Raw genomic sequence first — 17984 nt, 5'->3', positions numbered from 1 at the left:
TGCTAGCGTCACCTGGTTTTCAGAGGACGCTGCGGATGGCGACAGGCTACGTTTTTCACGAACAGCTGATGTGGCACGACACCGGCCCCAGCGCCGACATGATGCCGCCCGGCCGTTTCGTGGAACCCGGCCGCCATCTGGAATCGCCCGGCTCGAAGCGCCGGCTGAACAACCTCATCCAGGTCAGTGGCCTGTCGCGTCATCTGGTGCCGATCATCCCAGAGCCAGTCTCGATCGAGGACCTGCTGCGCGTGCACACGCAACGCCATGTCGACGATATCCGCATGCTGAGCGACCGCGGATCCGGCTTCGCCGGGCCGCAGGCGCCGATCGGCCTCAACAGTTTCGACATCGCGCTGCTGTCGGCCGGCACCACCTATGCCGCCATGCGCGCCGTGCTGACCGGCCGCGTCGACAATGCCTATGCGCTGGCGCGGCCACCGGGACACCATGCCGAGCCCGACCAGGCGATGGGCAATTGCCTGTTCTCCAACATCGGCGTCTCCGTGCGCCGGCTGCAGCATGAAGGCCTGCTCGGGCGCGCGGCGATAGTCGACTGGGATGTGCATCACGGCAACGGCACCGAGACGGTGTTCTATTCCGACCCGTCGGTGCTGACCATTTCCGTGCATCAGGACAATCTCTACCCGACCGGGCGCGGTGCGCTGGCCGACAACGGGAAAGATGCCGGCAAAGGCTACAACATGAACATACCTCTGCCGGGGGGCAGCGGCACCGGCGCCTATGAAGCGGCTTTCGACCGCGTCATCGCACCTGCGCTGCGCGCCTACAGACCGGACCTCGTCATCGTCGCTTCCGGCTTCGATGCGTCAGGCTTTGATCCGCTCGGCCGCATGATGCTCAACAGCGAATGCTTCAGGCGGCTCGCCGCGCGCATGGTGGCGTTGGCCGCCGAGACCTCGCAAGGACGCCTGATCATGACCCATGAAGGCGGCTACTCCGAAGGCTACGTGCCGTTCTGCGGCCATGCCGTCATCGAGACGCTGGCCAATCATCGCACCGAAGTGATCGACCCGCTGTCGGAGCATATCGACGAATGGGCCGGGCAGGATCTGCAGCCGCACCAGGCCGCTGTAATCGATGCCGCAGAGGGGCTGCTCGCCGGCCTGCGCCAACGCCTCGCCAGCGCGGCCTGACGCGATGGATTTTGTCGTCACCACGCTTCTCAACGCGCTGACGCTGATCAGCATCCTGATGCTGGTCGGGCTCGGGCTGGCCATCAGCTTCGGGCTTATGAACGTGACCAATTTGGCGCATGGCGAGTTCGTCACCGTCGGCGCCTTCGCTGTCTATTTCGTCCAGAGCATGGGCGGCTCTTTCTGGCTGGGCCTGGCCGCCGCGCCCATCGCCGGCGCGGTGGTCGGCTGTATCCTCGAATTCGCCATCATCCGCCATCTCTATTCCAGGCCTGTCTCGACCGTTCTCGCCACCTGGGGCGTCAGCCTGATCCTGCAGCAAGGGCTGGAACTGACCTTCGGTCTCGGCGCCAAGCCGGTGACGCCGCCGATCGAGGGCACGCTCGATCTCTTCTTCACCGTCTATCCGGCCTACCGGCTGATCCTGATCGGCATCGCCATGCTGACCCTGCTGGGCGTCATCCTGCTGATCAGCCGGACGTCCTTCGGGCTCGACATCCGCACCGTCATCCAGAACCGCGAGATGGCCGAGGGCGTCGGCATCAACACAAGGCGCACCTACGCCATTGCCTTCACCTTCGGCGCGGCCATCGCCGGCCTCGCCGGCGGACTGGTCGCGCCGCTGGCGATCGTGCTGCCGCAGATGGGGGTGAACTATCTCGCCAATGCCTTCTTCGTCGTCATCGTCGGCGGCGTCGGCTCGATCGGCGGCCTTGTCGCCGGAAGCGTCTTTGTCGGCGGGCTGACCAGCATCCTCAACTACCAGATCTCGCCGTCACTGGCGCAGGCGATCGTGCTGCTGGCGGCCATCGTCGCTGTCCGTCTGCGGCCCAACGGTCTGTTCAACGGAGCGTCGCGATGATCGCCCGTGATCGCAACTGGCTGCTGATCTTCGCCACCTGCGTGGCGCTCGCGATCATCTATCCGTTCTTTGCCGGCGGCTATCAGCTGACGGTGATCCGCGACGCGCTGATCTTCGGCCTTTTCGCGGCGAGCCTCGACTTCTTCTGGGGCCGCACCGGAATCCTGTGTTTCGGCCACGCCGCCTTTTTCGGCATCGGCGGCTACATCATGGCGCTGGTCACACTCAATGATGCCATCCCCTTTGGAAGCTTACTCGGCATCATGGGTGCGGTGGCGGGTGCGGCCTTCGTCGCCGCCATCATCGGCTACTTCCTGTTCTTCGGCGGCATCCGTGGCAGCTATTTCACCATCGTCACGCTGGCCATGGGCGTCATCTGCCAGCAGGCCGCGGTCTCCTGGAGCTCGGTTACCGGCGGCGACAGCGGCCTGATCGGCATCCCGCCGATCGAGTTCGATCTTGGCGGGCTGCACGTCGATCTCAGCCAGGATCTGCCCAGCTACATCTTCGTCTCGGCCATCGTCGCCATGACGGTGCTGGCGCTCTGGTTGATCAGCCGTGGCCGCTGGGGCACAGTGCTGACCGCCATTCAAGACAATGAAATCCGGGCGGCCGCGCTCGGCCACAATGCGCCGTTGCGGCTGCTTGTCACTTTCGTCCTGTCGGCGGCGATCGCCGGCCTTGCCGGCGCCCTCTATGTCTGTATGGCCGGGCTGGTGGCACCCGATCTGTCCGGGCTGCTTCTGTCGACGGAAGTCATCGTCTGGGTGGCGGTCGGCGGACGCGGCACGCTGCTTGGGCCAGTACTGGGCGCCATCTTCATTCAGCGCGCGCAGCAGACGATCAGCAGCTTCAACCCGAGCCTGTGGCCCCTTCTGCTCGGCTGTGTCTTCGTCATCATCGTCTTCGTCCTGCCGGATGGCATCCTGTCGATCTACGCGCGGCTGAAAGGCCTGTTCAAGGGCAGGAGGCGCGCGCAATGAGCGACATCCTGCTGCAGGCTGAAAATGTCGGTATCCGCTTTGGCGGACTGCAGGCGCTGGAGGCTCTGAACCTCACCGTACGAGACAAGGAGCTTTGCTGCATCATCGGGCCGAACGGCGCTGGCAAGAGCACTTTCCTCAACGTGCTGACCGGCACGCTGCGTCCGACCAGCGGCAGCGTGCGCTTCCTCGGCCACGACATTGCCGGACTGCCGCTGCATCGCATCGCCCGGCTCGGCATCGCCCGCAAATTCCAGATTCCCTCGGTCTTCCCGAACCTCTCGGTGGAGGACAATCTGAAGGTCGCGCGCTGGGGCGCGCCTTCGCCAGTGCGCCCGGTTGGTGAACTCTTGGAACTGGTCGCGCTCGGTAACCGTGCCGCCACGCTGGCCGGCGAGCTCGCGCATGGCCAGAAGCAATGGCTGGAGATCGGGATGGCGTTGGCGATAGAGCCGCGCCTGCTGTTGCTCGATGAACCCACTGCCGGCATGACGCCGCAGGAGACGCTGGCGACGGCGCAGATGCTGCTGCGCCTCAAGGGCGAGTTCTCGATCGTTGCCGTCGAGCACGACATCCGCTTCGTGCGGGCGCTGAACTGCGAGACGTTGGTGCTGCATCAGGGACGCCGGCTGCGCAGCGGTCCTTTCCACGACATCGAGACCGACGAGATGGTCCGCGACGTCTATCTGGGGAGGCGCTGAGCATGCTGCGGACACTTGCCGTCTCGGCCGGCTACGGCCTGCTCCCGGTGCTGAACGGCATCGACCTCAGTGTCGCGTCCGGCGAAGTCGTCGGCCTGCTTGGCCGCAACGGCGCCGGCAAGACGACGCTGCTGCGCGTCATCGCCGGCGGCTTGCGGGCGAGCGGAGGCGCGGTGGTTCTCGGTGATAAAGACCTCACGAACGCGCCAGCTTTCCGCCGCGCGCGGGCAGGCATCGCGCATGTGCCGCAGGGGCGCGGGATCTTCAACCAGCTGACGGTGCGGCAAAACCTGGAGGTCGGCACCCGCGCCGCCAAGGAGCGTGGCGATGGCGGCATTCCGGACGACATCTTCGGCTATTTTCCGATCCTGCGGGAGCGCGAAGCGCAGGTTGCCGGCACACTTTCGGGCGGCCAGCAGCAAATGCTGGCGATCGGTCGCGCGCTATGCGGCCTGCCGTCGGTGCTGCTGCTCGACGAACCCTCGGAAGGCATCCAGCCGAACATCGTGCAGTCGATCGCCGAACTGGTGCCGCGCATCGCCCGCGAGCGCGGCATCGCGATCATTCTTGTCGAGCAGAATCTAGATCTCGTTCTCAAGGCATCGGACCGCTGCCTGGTGATGGAGAAGGGCAGGATCGTCCATGAAGGCGCGCCGGAGGCGTTCGCCGACGAGACTCTGCTGAAGGACCTGTTGGCCCTATAGAGCGCGCCTGAAGCGCGCCTGGGAGCTTGTTGACTTGTAAGGCGTGCATGGGGCGCGCCTGGGACTGGAAGGGAACACAACAATGATAAGCAGAAGAACTGTCTTGAAATCCGGCGGCGCCGCGGCCGCCTTCGCCATCGTCGGCGCGCCGTCGATCCTGCGCGCCGCCGACACCGTCAAGGTCGGCCTGTCGATCCCGATCACCGGGCTGCAGGCGATTCTCGGCGAGACGCTGCTCAATTGCTACAAGCTGGCCGCCGCCGAACTCAACGCCGCCAACGGCATTGGCGGACGCCAGGTCGAGCTCATCATCGAGGACAACCAGACCACGACCAAGGGCTCCATCGACAAGGCGCGCAAGCTCATCAACGAAGACAAGGTCGACGTGATCATGGGCACGATCATTTCGCCCGAGCGCAGCGCCACGCTGTCGGTCACCTCGAAGGCCAAGAAGCTGTTCTTCTACCCGACCAATTTCGAAGGCGGCGAATGCAACCGCTACTTCGTCGCCACCGGCCCGATCCCGATGCAGCAGGTCGACCCAATGATGCCATGGGTGGCCGAGAACCTCGGCAAGACGATCTATGTCATGGCTTCGGACTATGCCTGGCCGCAGAAGATGACCGAGGCGATCACGGCGGCCTATGAGAAGGCCGGCGGCAAGATCATCGGCGCCGACTACTATCCGTTCGGCACCACCGATTTCGGCCCGGCCTTCCAGAAGATCAAGTCACTGAAGCCCGATGTCGTCTGGTCGATGGTGGTCGGCAACGACGCCGTCACCCAGCTCAAGCAGTATCGCAGCTTCGACATCAAGCAGCCGCTGATCGCCCCGCTCGACGAGGTCTTCAACAAGGACGCGCTGCCGCCCGGCGTGGCGGCCGGCACCTATGCACCGCAACCCTACTGGATGGCGCTGGACAACCCGGTCAACAAGAAGTTCATCTCGAGCTTCCGCGAGAAATTCGGTCAGGAGAAGATGGTCAACGGCATCGGCGAGGCCGGCTACAACGGCCTGCATCTCTATGCGCTGGCCGCCGAGAAGGCTGGATCGTTGAAGGACGATGATGTGCTGGCCGCGCTGCCGTCGATCGAGTTCGACGCACCGCAAGGCAAGATCCGTGTCGACGCCACCAACAACCACACGCTGTGCCATTCCTATGTAGGCAAGGCGGCGGCCGACGGCATCGGCTACGAGATCGCTAAGGACTTCGGCACCATCGAGCCGGTGACGCCTTACTGCAAGGTGTAGGGTCTTCCGCCCAAGCAATCCTGACGGCGGCTTGTCGCTGCCGTCAGGGCGTCTGCGGCGCTGGCAGCCGCTCGCGCAGTTCGTCGACAAGCACCCTGGTGTTTTCGGAATAGTCGATGGGCACGACGACGAGATGCACGCCGCCGCCGGTGAAGGCCTGTTCCAGCACCGGCCGCAAGTCGGTGATCTCCGCAACCCTGGTCCCCTTGGCGCCATAGGCCTCGGCATACTTGACGAAATCGGGATTGCCGAAGGTCATGCCGAAATCCGGGAACGCATCGACCGCCTGCTTCCAGCGGATCATGCCGTAGGCGTGGTCCTCGAGCAGCAGGACGACCAGGTTGAGCTTGAGCCTGACGGCGGTTTCCAGTTCCTGGCTGTTCATCATGAACCCGCCATCGCCACAGATGGCCATGACACGGCGCTGCGGATAGAGCAGTGCCGCCATCATCGCCGACGGCAAGCCCGCGCCCATGGTGGCCAGCGCATTGTCGAGCAGGATCGTGTTTGCCATGCGCGTCCGGTAGTTGCGCGCAAACCAGATCTTGTACATGCCGTTGTCGAGGGCGAGAATCCCGTCGGCCGGCATCACGGCGCGCACGTCGTGCACGATGCGCTGCGGCGTGAAGCGATCTTCGGTGGCGCGCGCGGCGATCCGGCTCAGAATGCCTTCGCGCAGCGGCAGCAGGACCTGCGCGTTGGGGATCTTGCCCTCGATGCGGTCGGCCAGCAGCGCCAGCGAAGGGCCGAGGTCGCCGACGATTTCGGCTTGCGGGAAATAGACCTGCTCGACATCGGCTGATTGGTAGCCGACATGAATGACCCTCGGCCCCTTCGCTCCCATGATGAAGGGCGGCTTCTCCACGGTGTCGTGACCGATGGTGATGATCAGATCGGCCTGCTCGATGGCCTCGTGCACGTAGTCGCGCTCCGAAAGGGCTGCCGTTCCTATATAGAGCTCCGTGCCGCCGGGCACGGTTCCCTTGCCCATCTGCGTGGTGAAATAGGGAATTTGCGTCCGCAGCACGAACTGCGCGACATCGGGGGTCACGCGCGGACGCGACGCCGCCGCGCCGAACATCAGCAGCGGGCGCCTGGCTTCCATGATCATAAGGGCGGCGCGATCAAGCGCACCCGGGCTGGCCAGCGGCAGTTCGACCGGGTGCGTCGGCACCAGTGCGATCGGCTCACACTCGGCCGCCGCAATGTCTTCCGGCAGTTCCAGATGTACGGGGCCGGGACGTTCTTCCTGGGCGACACGGAAAGCTTCGCGCACCAGCGAGGGGATCACCTTCGGCGAGACGATCTGGCGCGACAGCTTGGTCAGCGGCTTCATCGCCGCGACGATGTCGACGATCTGGAAGCGCGCCTGCCGGGATGACAGGATGCCCTTCTGGCCGGTGATCATGATCATCGGCATCGCGCCGAGCAGCGCATAGGCCGAACCGGTCGAAAGATTGAGCGCGCCTGGGCCAAGCGTGGTGATGCACACACCTGCCTTGCCGGTGAGCCTGCCATAGGTGGCGGCCATGAAAGCGGCTGCTTGCTCGTGGCGGGTCAGGATCAGCTGGATCGAGGAGCGGCGGATGGATTCGACGATATCGAGATTTTCTTCGCCGGGAATGCCGAAAATCCGTTCGACCCCTTCGTTCTCGAGGGCCGCGACGAACAAGTCCGAACCTTTGGTCATAAACTGTCTCTCCCGCAACATTCCGTCGGCCACCTTCATATGGCATCGGAATGCGACGCCTCAAAGAGGCATCTTCGGCCGCGGGTCAGAGGCGCGTGTTGCAGCTCGCCGCTTTCGGCGATGCGAAAAGTTCCTTCGGCGCGGACCACTGGCTGACGGTCGCGCCGCGCGTGCCGGTGATCAGCGAACGCAGTTCCGACAGATAGGTCTGCACGAAGAACGAGGTCTGGCTTTCCAGCGGCGTATAGGGGCCCGGCCGGTAGGCGCGCGACATGATGCCGTCGGCATTGTCTTCGGTGATCTTCTTGTCCTGCACCGTGGTGACGTCCCACATCCAACTGATCGCATCGGCGTCGACGTCGTTATCGGCATCCTTGTCGACGAGCCAGGTCAGGATGACGTCTGTTTCCATGGCGTTGCGCGGTATCATCTGGAACAGCGTGACATAATCATTGGCAGCACTTGCAAACGACAGGCGTCCGAGGCGAAAGCCGCTTTCGCCGCCATCATAGGCGTGACGACCACCCATCAGGCACGAGACCCCCTCGCCCGTATTGGACAGCGTGTTACGGCCGGAGCCGATCGGCTTGCGGTGCATGGCAAACGGCATCGTGTCGAGGTCGCCTGCTTGCCATGCGCCCTTGTGGAATTCGGCATCGCCGATGACGCTGTGCCAGGCCTCGATTTCGTTCTGCCACTCGACCGCCTTGTCGGCATCGCGGGTCGCGGTCACTTTGACATGGCCGTTGACGCGGTAATATTCGGGATGAGCCGGCCGGCAGTGATAGCATTCGAGAAAGTTCTCGAGTACCAGCTTCCAGTTCGCCTTGGTCAGATAATTCTTGCGGGCGACGATGCGTGCACGGTCGAGGCCGTTTTCGCGCAAGCCGCCCGTCAGCCCGTCCGCGACAGGCTGGATGTCGGGCAGCGAACTGGCATCGAGGCCACAGAAGACGAGGCCGCCGAAACTCTTGCAGGGCACGCGGTGCAGTCCCAGCGCTTCCGGATCGACGCTTGCCGGCAGATCCTGCCGCGACTGCAGTTCGCCGGTCAGCCTGAACGACCAGGCATGATAGGGGCAGACCAGAAGCTTGCCGCGACCATCCTTGGCGCAGAGCCGCGAGCCGCGATGGGTGCAGACATTGTAGTAGGCCGCGATGTCGTCCTCGGCGTCGCCGAAGCGCACGACGATGATCTCCTCGTCGAACAGCTGGCGCACGATGTAGCGGCCCTTTTCGGGAACCTCGCTGGCATGGGCGACAAGCATCCATTGGCGCGGAAACCACAAGTCCCGTTCCAGCGCGAAGATCGCCGGGTCGGCATAAAAGGCCTGTTCCAGCGACCAGTCCGGACGTTGCCGGTCGATCAGCCTGACGGTCTCGCTTCTGTCGATAGGCTGGCTGTTCGGTGTGTAGGCCTGCACGGCAAACACCTTTCTGCTCGCTGGCGTTAGAATGATGTTTCGATAGAGTGTGCGATGCGGAAAGGCTTGCAGCAAATACAGATATGATAGACCTTCATATCGAAAAGGCATGAATGTAGGTCCGGACCGTGAAAACCCTCAAAACATCGCTTCCCCTGCTGAACGCCATGGTCGTCTTCGAGGCTGCCGCCAGGCATGGCGGGCTGACACTGGCCGCGCAGGAGCTCAACATCGCACAATCGGCGGTTAGCAGGCATGTCGCCAATCTCGAGCGCCAGCTGTCGGTCGAGCTGTTCACGCGCAGAGGCAACCGCGTCGCCGTCACCGGGGCCGGCAACACGCTGGCCGAAGCGATCCGCGAGGGTCTCGGCACCATCAGGCAAGCGGTCGAGGATTTGACCGCGCACGACAGCGATACATTCGTGGTCGGCTGCAGCCACGATTTCGCGCAGGCATGGCTGATGCCGCGCTTCGACCTCATCACCTCGCGGGTGGCCGGCGACCGGGTGCTTTTGCAGACATCCACCGATTACAGGGATTTCGACCAGCCCGAAGTGGCGCTGTCGATCCGTTTCGGCGAAGCCGGGCAATGGTCCGAATTCGTGGCCGACAAACTGCTCGACGGCGAATGGTTCCCGGTTTGCGCACCGGCGTTCCTGGCGCGTTACCCGGGGCTCGCCTCGGAGGACCCCGAGGCTTTCCTGGCGGTGCCGCTGCTGCACCAGGTGACGCCGCCCGGCGCGATCGACAGTTGGCAGTCATGGATCGGAACCGAGCGGAAACTCGATGGGCCTCGGTTCACCAGCTACATGTCGATGATCCATGAAACGATCGCCGGGCGCGGAGCTGCGCTCGCCTGGGCGGGGTTTGCCGACGAGCATCTGCGTCGCGGCCAGCTCGTCCGGCTGACGAAAACCTCGCGTCGCCACGCCGGCTCCTTCCACATCGTCATGAGGAAGAATGCCGGCCCGGTGGTCAGGGCGGTGGCGCAGGCGCTGCTGGCCAGCGTCGGCGACAGCTTGCAGGCAAGCGTCGGGGACAGCTAACAGATCAGGCCTCGCGACCAAACCGCGACGCTTCATGACGCGCGCCCCAGGCCGGCATGGCGGCCTCGATCTCGGCCTCCGACTTGAAGGCATCGGAGGCGTAGCGATCGACACGGAACCGCTCGGCGGAAACGAACGGGGTGTGCCCGAGGACCAGCTCGCAGGATAGCCGGCCAAGACCCGGTCCATGGGTGACGCCGCTCTCATTGTCGCCGCCGACGACCACGACATTGTCGCTGCCGGGCACCTTGCCGACGACAAGGCCGTTGTCGGGCGTGTAGCACGGCACGCCTTGCGCCCAGCTCGCGATCGTCGAACCGCGCAGCGGCGGGAACACAGTCTGCAACTCGGCAAGCTCCTGCTCGGAGGTCTCCCGCATCAGCTCGATATTGTGCGGCTGGCCAGGTTCGATCTCGTTGTCGTCGGTCTTGTAGAGAGGTTTGTAATGCCGGCCGGTTCCCCACATGACGGCGCCGAATGTTTCGCGCAGCCACAGCCGCAATTCGCGGCACTGGACCGTGGGAATGGTCGACGGCAGCCCACGATCGTCGGTGACGATGCGCGTTGCGACGACGCGCAGCAGCGGCAACTTCCAGCCGAGGCCTGATATGACCTGGTTGTTCCAGGCGCCGGCGGCAACGATCACGCCGTCAGCCTCAAGGCTGCCCTGATCGGTCTCGATGGTCACCCGGTCACCGGCATCATGGACGGCCGTTACGCGTGTGCCGCTGCGAAAAACACCGCCGAGCTCGCTGATCTGGCCGGTCAGTACCCCCATCGCCAGCTTGGTGTCGAGCTGGATGCCATGCGGATTGTAGGCGGCCGAATGGACCCGCGCCGGATCGATGAGGCCCTGCATCTTCTGGCCGATATGCGCGGCGTTCAAATCCTGCATTTCCGGTGGGGCATAGGGTGAGTCCAGCACCGGTCGGACGAAACGCTCGCGCCCGTCCTCGGTCAGCGCCATGATCAAGGTGCCGTTCGGCCGATAACCGATCTCGACGCCGACCTCGTGCAGCCTGCGATAGAAATCGAGGCCATATTGCTGCAGTTGAAGGCCTTCTTCACCGAGCGGGATCATGCCGGCGGACCAATGGGAGACGAAGCCCGCGCCGGCGCTGGTGGTCGCGGCACCCGGCTGACCCGCATCGATGACCGTCACCCGGCGCACGCCGGACCGCAGCAAATGGAAAGCCGCGCTGCAGCCGATAATGCCGCCGCCGATCACGGCGATATGCCTGCTATCGCTCCCGCCATGGCTTCCGTTTGAGCTCATCTTTGTTCTCCCTTTTGCCGATGGTCCGGTCGGAGCGACATGCAGCGACGGCGACCATACAGGCCCGTTCGGAGCTGTCTAGACACATGTGTCTGTGGCCTGATACTTGATGCGCACTGCATCTGGATCACACGTCCGGAACGCCGCTTGATCTGGCCTTCCGTTGTTGGTGTTGCCGAGAGAGCGAGGAAAAAAGTGAGCGTTTCGACTGCCGCCAAGGCCATTTTCGACAGTGAAATCATATGGGACGCGCATTCCGGCTTCATGCCGGATCCGGCTGCGGACCTGAACAATCTGCAGATCTGGCGCGACGCCGGCATCGACTATCTGTCGATCGATGTCGGCTTCGACCTGTTGCCCTGGGAGCAGACAGTGCGGACGCTCGCAAATTTCCGTCACTGGATCCTTGCCAATCCCGAGCACTACACGCTGGTCTCCTCCGTCGCGGAAATCCGCAAGGCCAAGCTCGAGGGCAAACTGGCGATCAGCTTCGACATCGAGGGCATGAACGCGCTCGACGGCCGCATCGAAATGGTCGAGTTCTATCACCATCTGGGTGTGCGCCAGATCCTGTTCGCCTACAACAGGAACAACCTCGCCGGCGGCGGTTGCCACGATGTCGAGACCAGCCTGACGGCGTTCGGCCGCGAGGTCATCGACGAGATGAACCGTCTCGGCATGTTCGTCGACGTCACCCACACCGGCTACCGCACCTCGATGGAGGTGATGGAATACTCGAACCGCCCTGTCATCTTCTCGCACTCCAACGCCAAGGCCCTGTGCGGCCATGGCCGCAACATCACCGACGAGCAGATAAAGGCCTGCGCGCGCACCGGCGGCATCGTCGCGATCGTCGGGCTCAATCGTTTCCTGGGAGAAGGGCGGACGGACTCGGACAGGCTGGCTGACCACATCGAATATCTCGTCGACCTGGCTGGCCCAAATCATGTCGGCATCGGGCTGGACTACGCCTTTCCGGTTGATGTCAAAGGCATCGACCGCATCATTTCCGACAACCCGCAATTCTGGCCCAAGAGCGAATATCCAGAGGGGGCGACTACCTACTCGGCTCCAGGTCAGATGCGCGAACTGACCGATGTGCTTCTGCGCCGCGGCCAGTCCGAGCAGACCGTGCGCAACGTCCTGGGCGGCAATTTCGTGCGCCTGGCGGCTGAAATCTGGAAGTGAAGGTAGCGGAGAGCGCGTCTCCGCTCCAGCTCTTGATCCAGGCCCCACCGAATGGCGGGCCAGGCCGCACCGTGTGCGCGATCACATTTCGCGCTTAGCCGCTTGCCCATGCCGACGCAGCGGCGGGGTCGGATCGGATATCGAGATTTCCCGCAAGATCGTCCGTATCCAAGATTCGGACATGCCGGCAAAATTTTCGCTAGACATAGATGTCTATTATTAGCAGTTTTAGCTGACAGACACATTCGGCCCGGCTTGGAGAATGGCCAACGGCTGGAAAGCAAAACAACGAAAACAGCAGAGGGGTAGAGCATGTCCATTCTAGCCGACACCAGGATTTCGCGCCGCAGCCTGCTCGCCGGAGCCGGCGCTTTCGGCCTCGCCTCAATGGTCAATCCAAAAATTTCCTGGTCGAGCGACGGTCCGATCCTGAAGGTGCGCTCCTACGCCGACATCCAGACGCTCGACCCTTGTTTCCGGCTGGCGGCCCCCGAAGGCGACATCACCAGCGTCATCTTCGCAGGCCTCGTCGTCACCACGCCGGGCGACAGCTGGGGCTGGCGGCCGATGGCGGCGGAAACGATCAAGCAGCTCGATCCGCTGACCGTCGCCTTCCAGCTGCGCGACAATATCGGCTTCACCGACGGCTACGGCCAGATGACGGCCGAAGACGTCAAGTTTTCGATCGAACGCATCGCCGACCCCGCCAATAAAAGCCCCTATTCCGGCGACTGGGCAACGCTCAAGGAGGTCGAGGTCAAGGACAAGCTGTCGGGGCTGATCCACCTGAAGCAGGCCTTCGCGCCGCTGTGGACGTCGACCTTGCCGACGCCGTCCGGCACCATCCTGTCGAAGCGCGCCATCACCGAGCTCGGTGGCAAGATGGGCGTCAAGCCGGTGGCCCAGTCGGGCCCCTACATCCTGAAGGAATGGCTGCCCAAGCAGCGCACGGTGCTGGTCCGCAATCCCGACTGGAAGTACGAGCAAGGCGCCTTCGCGGAAATCCACATCCATCCGATCGAGGACGAGAAAACCGCCGAACTCGGCTATGAGGCCGGCGACCTCGACTACACCTGGACCGCGGTCTCCTCGATCTCGCGGCTGAAGCAGACACCGCCGCCAAAGACGACCGTCGTCGAGAAGCCTTCGCTGGCCTTTGTCTGGCTCGGCATGAACCAGGATGTCGCCCCTTTCGACAATCCGAACATGCGCCGCGCGGTTCAGTACGCCGTGGACCGCAAGGCAGTGGTCGACGCCGCCTATTTCGGCGCCGCCGCCACCGCCACCGGCATCATCGCGCCCGGCCTGCCCGGCCATCGCGAGAAGAACCTGTTCGATTTCGATCCGGACCGCGCCCGCGACATGATCGCCAAGGAAGGGCTGGCCGGCACGACGATCACGCTCGACATCCTCAACAAGACCGAGCGGCTGACCGCAGCGCAGGTCGTGCAGTCGAACCTGCAGGATGTCGGCCTCAATGTGGAGATCAAGCAGAACGACAGCGGCACTTTCTGGACGCTTGGCGCCAAGGAAGGCGACTACTGGAAAAAGCTGCAGATGATCATCAGCCGCTTCTCCATGCAGCCGGATCCGAGCTGGGCCACCGCCTGGTTTACCCGCGACCAGATCGGTGTGTGGAACTGGGAGCGTTTTTCAAGCGAGGAATTCGACAAGCTCAACGCCGAGGGCATGGTCGAGCTCGACCCGGCAAAACGCGATGTCATCTACAAGAAGCTGCAGGACCTGATGGAGGAGAACGGCAACTACGTTTTCCTGACGCATGAGGTCACCGGCATCATGAATCGAGACACGCTAGTGGCCGGCCTGAAGCCGAACGGCGAACCCGTGTTCACCGACTTCAAACCGGCATGACATCGGCGGGCGGGGCTCGTTCCCGCCAAAGACCGTCCGACAGGTACTGGAAATGATCCGCTACGCCCTCAAGCGTCTGTGGCTTGGCGCCATCATCATCAGCGTCGCCATGATGATGATGTTCGCCATGGTCTACCTTATTCCCGGCGACCCGGCCTCCGTCGCGCTGGGGCCGCGCGCGACGCCGGAGATGATGGAGGCGCTGCGCGTACGCATGGGCCTCGACCAGCCGGTTTGGCGGCAGTTCCTACATTTCTACGGATCGGTCCTGCGCGGCGATCTCGGCACCGAGGTGCTATCAGATCGGCCAGTTCTGGACGTGGTGATGGAACAGCTTCCGTTCACGCTGGCGCTGGTGGTCGGCGGCATCACGTGGTCGGTGGCGCTGGGCATCCCGCTTGGCTGCATCGCAGCGGTGCGGCGCGGCGGCTTTGTCGACCAGGTGATCGGGGTCCTGTCGGTGGCGATGATCGCCGTGCCATCCTTCGTCGTCGCCATCTATTCGCTGCTGGTGTTTGCGGTCGCCCTGCAATGGCTGCCGGCGATCGGCGCCGGCGAACCGGGCGACCTCGCCAGCCGGCTTCAGCACCTCATCCTGCCGTCTCTGGCGGTCGGCCTTGGCTGGATCGGCTACATCTCGCGCATGGTGCGCGCCTCGATGCTGGAGACACTGGAGGCCAGCCATATCCGCACGGCGCGCGCCTTCGGCCTGACCGAGCACCGGATCGTCTACACCTACGCGCTGCGCATCGCCGTGCTGCCGACCATCACCTTGCTCGGCGTCGGCATCGGCCATATGCTGTCGTCTTCCGTTTTCGCCGAAATCGTCTTCGCCCGCCCCGGCATCGGCAAGCTGGTCTATGAGGCGATCTCGGTGCGCAACTACCCCATCGTCTCCGGAGCCGTGCTGGTCACCACGGTCTTCTTCGTCCTCGTCAACGTAGCGGCCGACATTCTGGTCGGCCTATTGGATCCCCGTGTCAGATCAAGTTTCAACTGAGCTGCCATCCCGCAGCTTCCGTCTCGGCATGATATGGCGCACCGTGCGCCGCATCATGCGCGAACCGCTGGGCGCCATCGGCCTGACGCTGGTGACGGTGGTGGTGCTGTCGGCGGTGTTCGCCAGCGGCCTGACCAGCTATGCGCCGAGCAAGATATCGCCGGCCGAACGTTTCGCTTCGCCTAGCCTCCTGCATCTGCTCGGCACCGACCATCTCGGCCGCGATCTTCTCACCCGGGTGCTCTATGGCGGGCGCGTCGCGCTTTTGATCGCGCTGGGCGCGACAGCGGTGTCGCTGGTTGTCGGCGTCGTGCTGGGGCTGATCGCAGGCTATGGGCCGCGCTGGCTCGACAATGTGCTGCTGCTGATCTTCGACGCGGTGAAGAGCTTTCCCACCGTCATGCTGGCGCTGACGCTGGTCACCCTGTTCGGCCCCTCGCTCTACGCGGTGGTGCTGGTGGTGATGCTGGTCAATGTGCCGGGTTATGCCCGCATCATCAGAACCCAGACGCTGGTGCTCAAATCAGCCGAACATGTCATGGCGGCGCGCTCGATGGGCGCCAGTGCGGGCCGCATCCTGCGCGTCCATATCCTGCCCAACATCATCGGCCCGATCCTGATCTTGATATCGATGGACATTCCCGTGGTGGTGGCGATCGAGGCCGGCATGAGCTTTCTCGGGCTCGGCGTGCGGCCGCCGACGCCGAGCTGGGGCGCGATCCTCAATGACGGCTTCGCCAACATTCGCGATTCCTACTGGATCGTGATTGCCGGCGGCCTGCCGATCGTGCTGACGACACTCGGTTTCACCTTCTTCGGCGAGACGCTGCGCGACCTCTTCGATCCCCGGCTGAAGGGGCGCTCATGACGGTTCTCGAGGTCAAGAATCTGAGCGTCGCCTTCCACACCGAGAGTGGGCCACTGGAGGCGCTGAAGCAGGTGAGCTTTTCCGTGCCGGCCAACCGCAGCGTCGGCGTGGTCGGCGAATCCGGCTGCGGGAAATCGACGCTCATCAACGCCATTCTCGGCCTGCTCGCCGACAATGGTGAAATCACATCGGGCGAGATCATCTTCGAGGGCGACAAGGACCTTGCCCGGCTCGACCCCACCGCGATGCGCGGCTTGCGCGGCCTCAGGATCGCCACCGTGTTCCAGGACCCGATGGGTGCGCTCAACCCGGTGCTTTCGGTGGGGCGCCAGATGCGCGACATCCAGTATCGCTCGAACCTGTCGAAGCGGGACAAGGATGCGCGCTCGGTCGCAATGCTGCGCAAGGTTCGCATTCCCGATCCGGAAAGCCGGCTGACGCAGTTTCCGCACGAGTTCTCCGGCGGCATGAAGCAGCGCATCGCCATCGCCATGGCGCTGATGATGGAACCGGCGCTGCTGATCGCCGACGAGCCGACGACTGCGCTCGATGCCACGCTGGAGGTGGCCACTATCGAACTGCTCAAGGATCTGCAGCGCGACATCGGCTGCTCGGTGCTGTTCATCTCGCATCATCTGGGCGTGATTGCCGAACTCTGCGACGAGATGATCGTGATGTATGCCGGTGAGGTGGTGGAGAGCGGCACGACCCGCGAGATATTCCACGACGCCCGACATCCCTACACGCAGAAGCTGCTGGCCTGCGATCCGGCCCGGCTGTCGCAGCGGGTTGCCCGCCTGCCGACCATCGCCGGGACCTTGCCGGACCTGCGCCGCCGCCCGAGCGGCTGCGTCTTCCAGCCGCGCTGCGATCGCGCCGACGCCCAATGCCTGACGACGCCTCCCAGCGCAGTCCTCGGTGGGTCTCACATCGCCCGCTGCTGGCATGCGGACATTCCCTTGGGAGCGATGAACGCATGAGTTCCGACGACCTGCTCCGTGTCAGCGATCTGCGTGTCTCGTTCCGGGTTGGCGGCCTGTCCGCCAGACTTGCCGGGCGAGCCACCGAGATCGAGGCGGTGTCCGGTGTCAGCTTCACGCTTCAACGAGGCAGCACCTTCGCATTGGTCGGCGAATCCGGCTCGGGCAAGACGACGCTGGCGCGCACGCTCAACGGTCTTCAGCCGGTGAAAGCGGGCACGATCCTGTTTGAAGGGCAGGAACTGCAAGGCCTGTCCAATGCCGCCATGAAACCGGTGCGGCGGCGCATGCCGATGATGTTCCAGGATCCGGTCGGATCGCTGTCACCACGGCTCAGCGTGCGCTCGCTGCTGTCGGAACCTTTCGTCATCCACGGACTGTCGGATCGCGATCTCAACGCCGAAGTCACGCGGCTTCTCGCACTGGTCGGGCTGCCGCGCGATTTCGCCGACCGCTACCCGCACCAGCTTTCCGGCGGCCAGGCGCGCCGCGTCGGTGTGGCGCGGGCGATTGCGCTGGACCCGGTGCTGGTCGTCGCCGACGAGCCGACAGCCGGCCTCGACGTCTCGGTGCAGGGAGAGGTGCTGAACCTGCTCAACGACCTGCGTGACCGCATGGGCCTGTCGATGCTGATCATCACCCACAATCTGCATGTCGTGCGCCAGATCGCCGACCGCATGGCGGTGATGTATCTCGGACGCTTCATCGAACAGGGCGAAACCGAAGCGATCTTCCGCGCGCCGCATCATCCCTATACGGCGGCCCTTCTCTCGGCCAATCCAGAGCCCGATCCCGACAGGGTGCATCAGCGCATCACGCTGCCGGCTGACGTTCCGTCCTTGTTGGCGCGCCCTTCAGGCTGCGAATTTCACACACGCTGTCCGCAGGCCCAGGGCCGCTGCGCGGTGGATGTCCCCGTCCCGGTCGCAGTTGGCGACAGCCGTCTGACCTGCCATTTCCCGCTGAACACATAAGGATCGCC

General features: G+C 64.0%; 16 protein-coding genes. 13 read left to right on the top strand and 3 right to left on the bottom strand.

Going from position 1 to position 17984, the window contains the following annotated elements; genetic code table 11:
* Positions 1-35: 35 nt before the first annotated feature.
* The 6 genes from NP945_RS19205 (at position 36) to NP945_RS19180 (ending at position 5659) form a co-directional block, all read left to right on the top strand.
* Entirely contained in the window at positions 36-1157 is a 1122-nt protein-coding gene (locus tag NP945_RS19205) for a class II histone deacetylase (protein ID WP_256747238.1), read from the top strand.
* A 4-nt stretch (positions 1158-1161) separates the two neighbouring features.
* Entirely contained in the window at positions 1162-2019 is an 858-nt protein-coding gene (urtB, locus tag NP945_RS19200) for an urea ABC transporter permease subunit UrtB (RefSeq protein ID WP_256747237.1), read from the top strand.
* Entirely contained in the window at positions 2016-3002 is a 987-nt protein-coding gene (locus NP945_RS19195; protein WP_127320913.1) for a branched-chain amino acid ABC transporter permease, read from the top strand. The genes urtB and NP945_RS19195 overlap by 4 nt, the downstream gene beginning before the upstream one ends.
* Positions 2999-3703 (top strand): ATP-binding cassette domain-containing protein, encoded by a 705-nt coding sequence (locus NP945_RS19190; RefSeq protein ID WP_127327022.1) that lies wholly within the window; start codon positions 2999-3001, stop codon positions 3701-3703. The genes NP945_RS19195 and NP945_RS19190 overlap by 4 nt, the downstream gene beginning before the upstream one ends.
* Before the next feature lie 2 nt (positions 3704-3705).
* Entirely contained in the window at positions 3706-4407 is a 702-nt protein-coding gene (locus NP945_RS19185) for an ABC transporter ATP-binding protein (RefSeq protein ID WP_256747236.1), read from the top strand.
* Positions 4408-4489: 82 nt separating this feature from the next.
* Complete coding sequence (locus tag NP945_RS19180) at positions 4490-5659, top strand: substrate-binding protein (RefSeq protein WP_127327020.1); 1170 nt, start codon at positions 4490-4492, stop codon at positions 5657-5659.
* 43 nt (positions 5660-5702) lie between these two features.
* Here NP945_RS19180 and NP945_RS19175 read toward each other — a convergent pair whose 3' ends face one another.
* Positions 5703-7349 (bottom strand): acetolactate synthase large subunit, encoded by a 1647-nt coding sequence (locus NP945_RS19175; RefSeq protein ID WP_256747235.1) that lies wholly within the window; start codon positions 7347-7349, stop codon positions 5703-5705.
* 85 nt (positions 7350-7434) lie between these two features.
* Entirely contained in the window at positions 7435-8772 is a 1338-nt protein-coding gene (locus NP945_RS19170) for an aromatic ring-hydroxylating dioxygenase subunit alpha (RefSeq protein WP_256747234.1), read from the bottom strand.
* A gap of 128 nt (positions 8773-8900) precedes the next feature.
* Between NP945_RS19170 and NP945_RS19165 the strand changes: the two genes are divergently transcribed.
* Positions 8901-9818, top strand: a complete 918-nt coding sequence (locus NP945_RS19165; protein ID WP_256747233.1) for a LysR family transcriptional regulator — start codon at positions 8901-8903, stop codon at positions 9816-9818.
* Between the two features lie 4 nt (positions 9819-9822).
* On the opposite strand, the gene NP945_RS19160 is transcribed toward NP945_RS19165, so the two are convergent.
* Positions 9823-11094, bottom strand: a complete 1272-nt coding sequence (locus tag NP945_RS19160; RefSeq protein WP_256747232.1) for an FAD-binding oxidoreductase — start codon at positions 11092-11094, stop codon at positions 9823-9825.
* Positions 11095-11289: 195 nt separating this feature from the next.
* Here NP945_RS19160 and NP945_RS19155 point away from each other — a divergent pair, with 195 nt between their 5' ends.
* The 6 genes from NP945_RS19155 to NP945_RS19130 all read left to right on the top strand — a co-directional run bounded on the left by NP945_RS19155 (position 11290) and on the right by NP945_RS19130 (position 17976).
* Entirely contained in the window at positions 11290-12282 is a 993-nt protein-coding gene (locus NP945_RS19155) for a membrane dipeptidase (protein ID WP_256747231.1), read from the top strand.
* A 312-nt stretch (positions 12283-12594) separates the two neighbouring features.
* On the top strand, positions 12595-14154 hold the full coding sequence (locus NP945_RS19150; protein WP_256747230.1) for an ABC transporter substrate-binding protein: 1560 nt from the start codon (positions 12595-12597) through the stop codon (positions 14152-14154).
* 52 nt (positions 14155-14206) lie between these two features.
* Complete coding sequence (locus NP945_RS19145; protein WP_127327013.1) at positions 14207-15154, top strand: ABC transporter permease; 948 nt, start codon at positions 14207-14209, stop codon at positions 15152-15154.
* A 28-nt stretch (positions 15155-15182) separates the two neighbouring features.
* A complete protein-coding gene (locus tag NP945_RS19140; protein WP_127395805.1) occupies positions 15183-16022 on the top strand; it encodes an ABC transporter permease in 840 nt (279 codons plus the stop codon).
* Positions 16019-17002, top strand: a complete 984-nt coding sequence (locus NP945_RS19135) for an ABC transporter ATP-binding protein (protein ID WP_256747229.1) — start codon at positions 16019-16021, stop codon at positions 17000-17002. Before NP945_RS19140 ends, NP945_RS19135 begins: the two co-directional genes overlap by 4 nt.
* On the top strand, positions 16999-17976 hold the full coding sequence (locus tag NP945_RS19130; protein ID WP_128307266.1) for an ABC transporter ATP-binding protein: 978 nt from the start codon (positions 16999-17001) through the stop codon (positions 17974-17976). Before NP945_RS19135 ends, NP945_RS19130 begins: the two co-directional genes overlap by 4 nt.
* The last annotated feature ends 8 nt before the right edge of the window (positions 17977-17984 follow it).

This window comes from Mesorhizobium sp. LMG17149 (genome assembly GCF_024518695.1).
In the GTDB taxonomy this organism is placed as follows: Bacteria; Pseudomonadota; Alphaproteobacteria; order Rhizobiales; family Rhizobiaceae; genus Mesorhizobium.
Note: the sequence above shows the minus strand (reverse complement) of the source record. Positions and strands in the feature narration are given on the sequence as shown.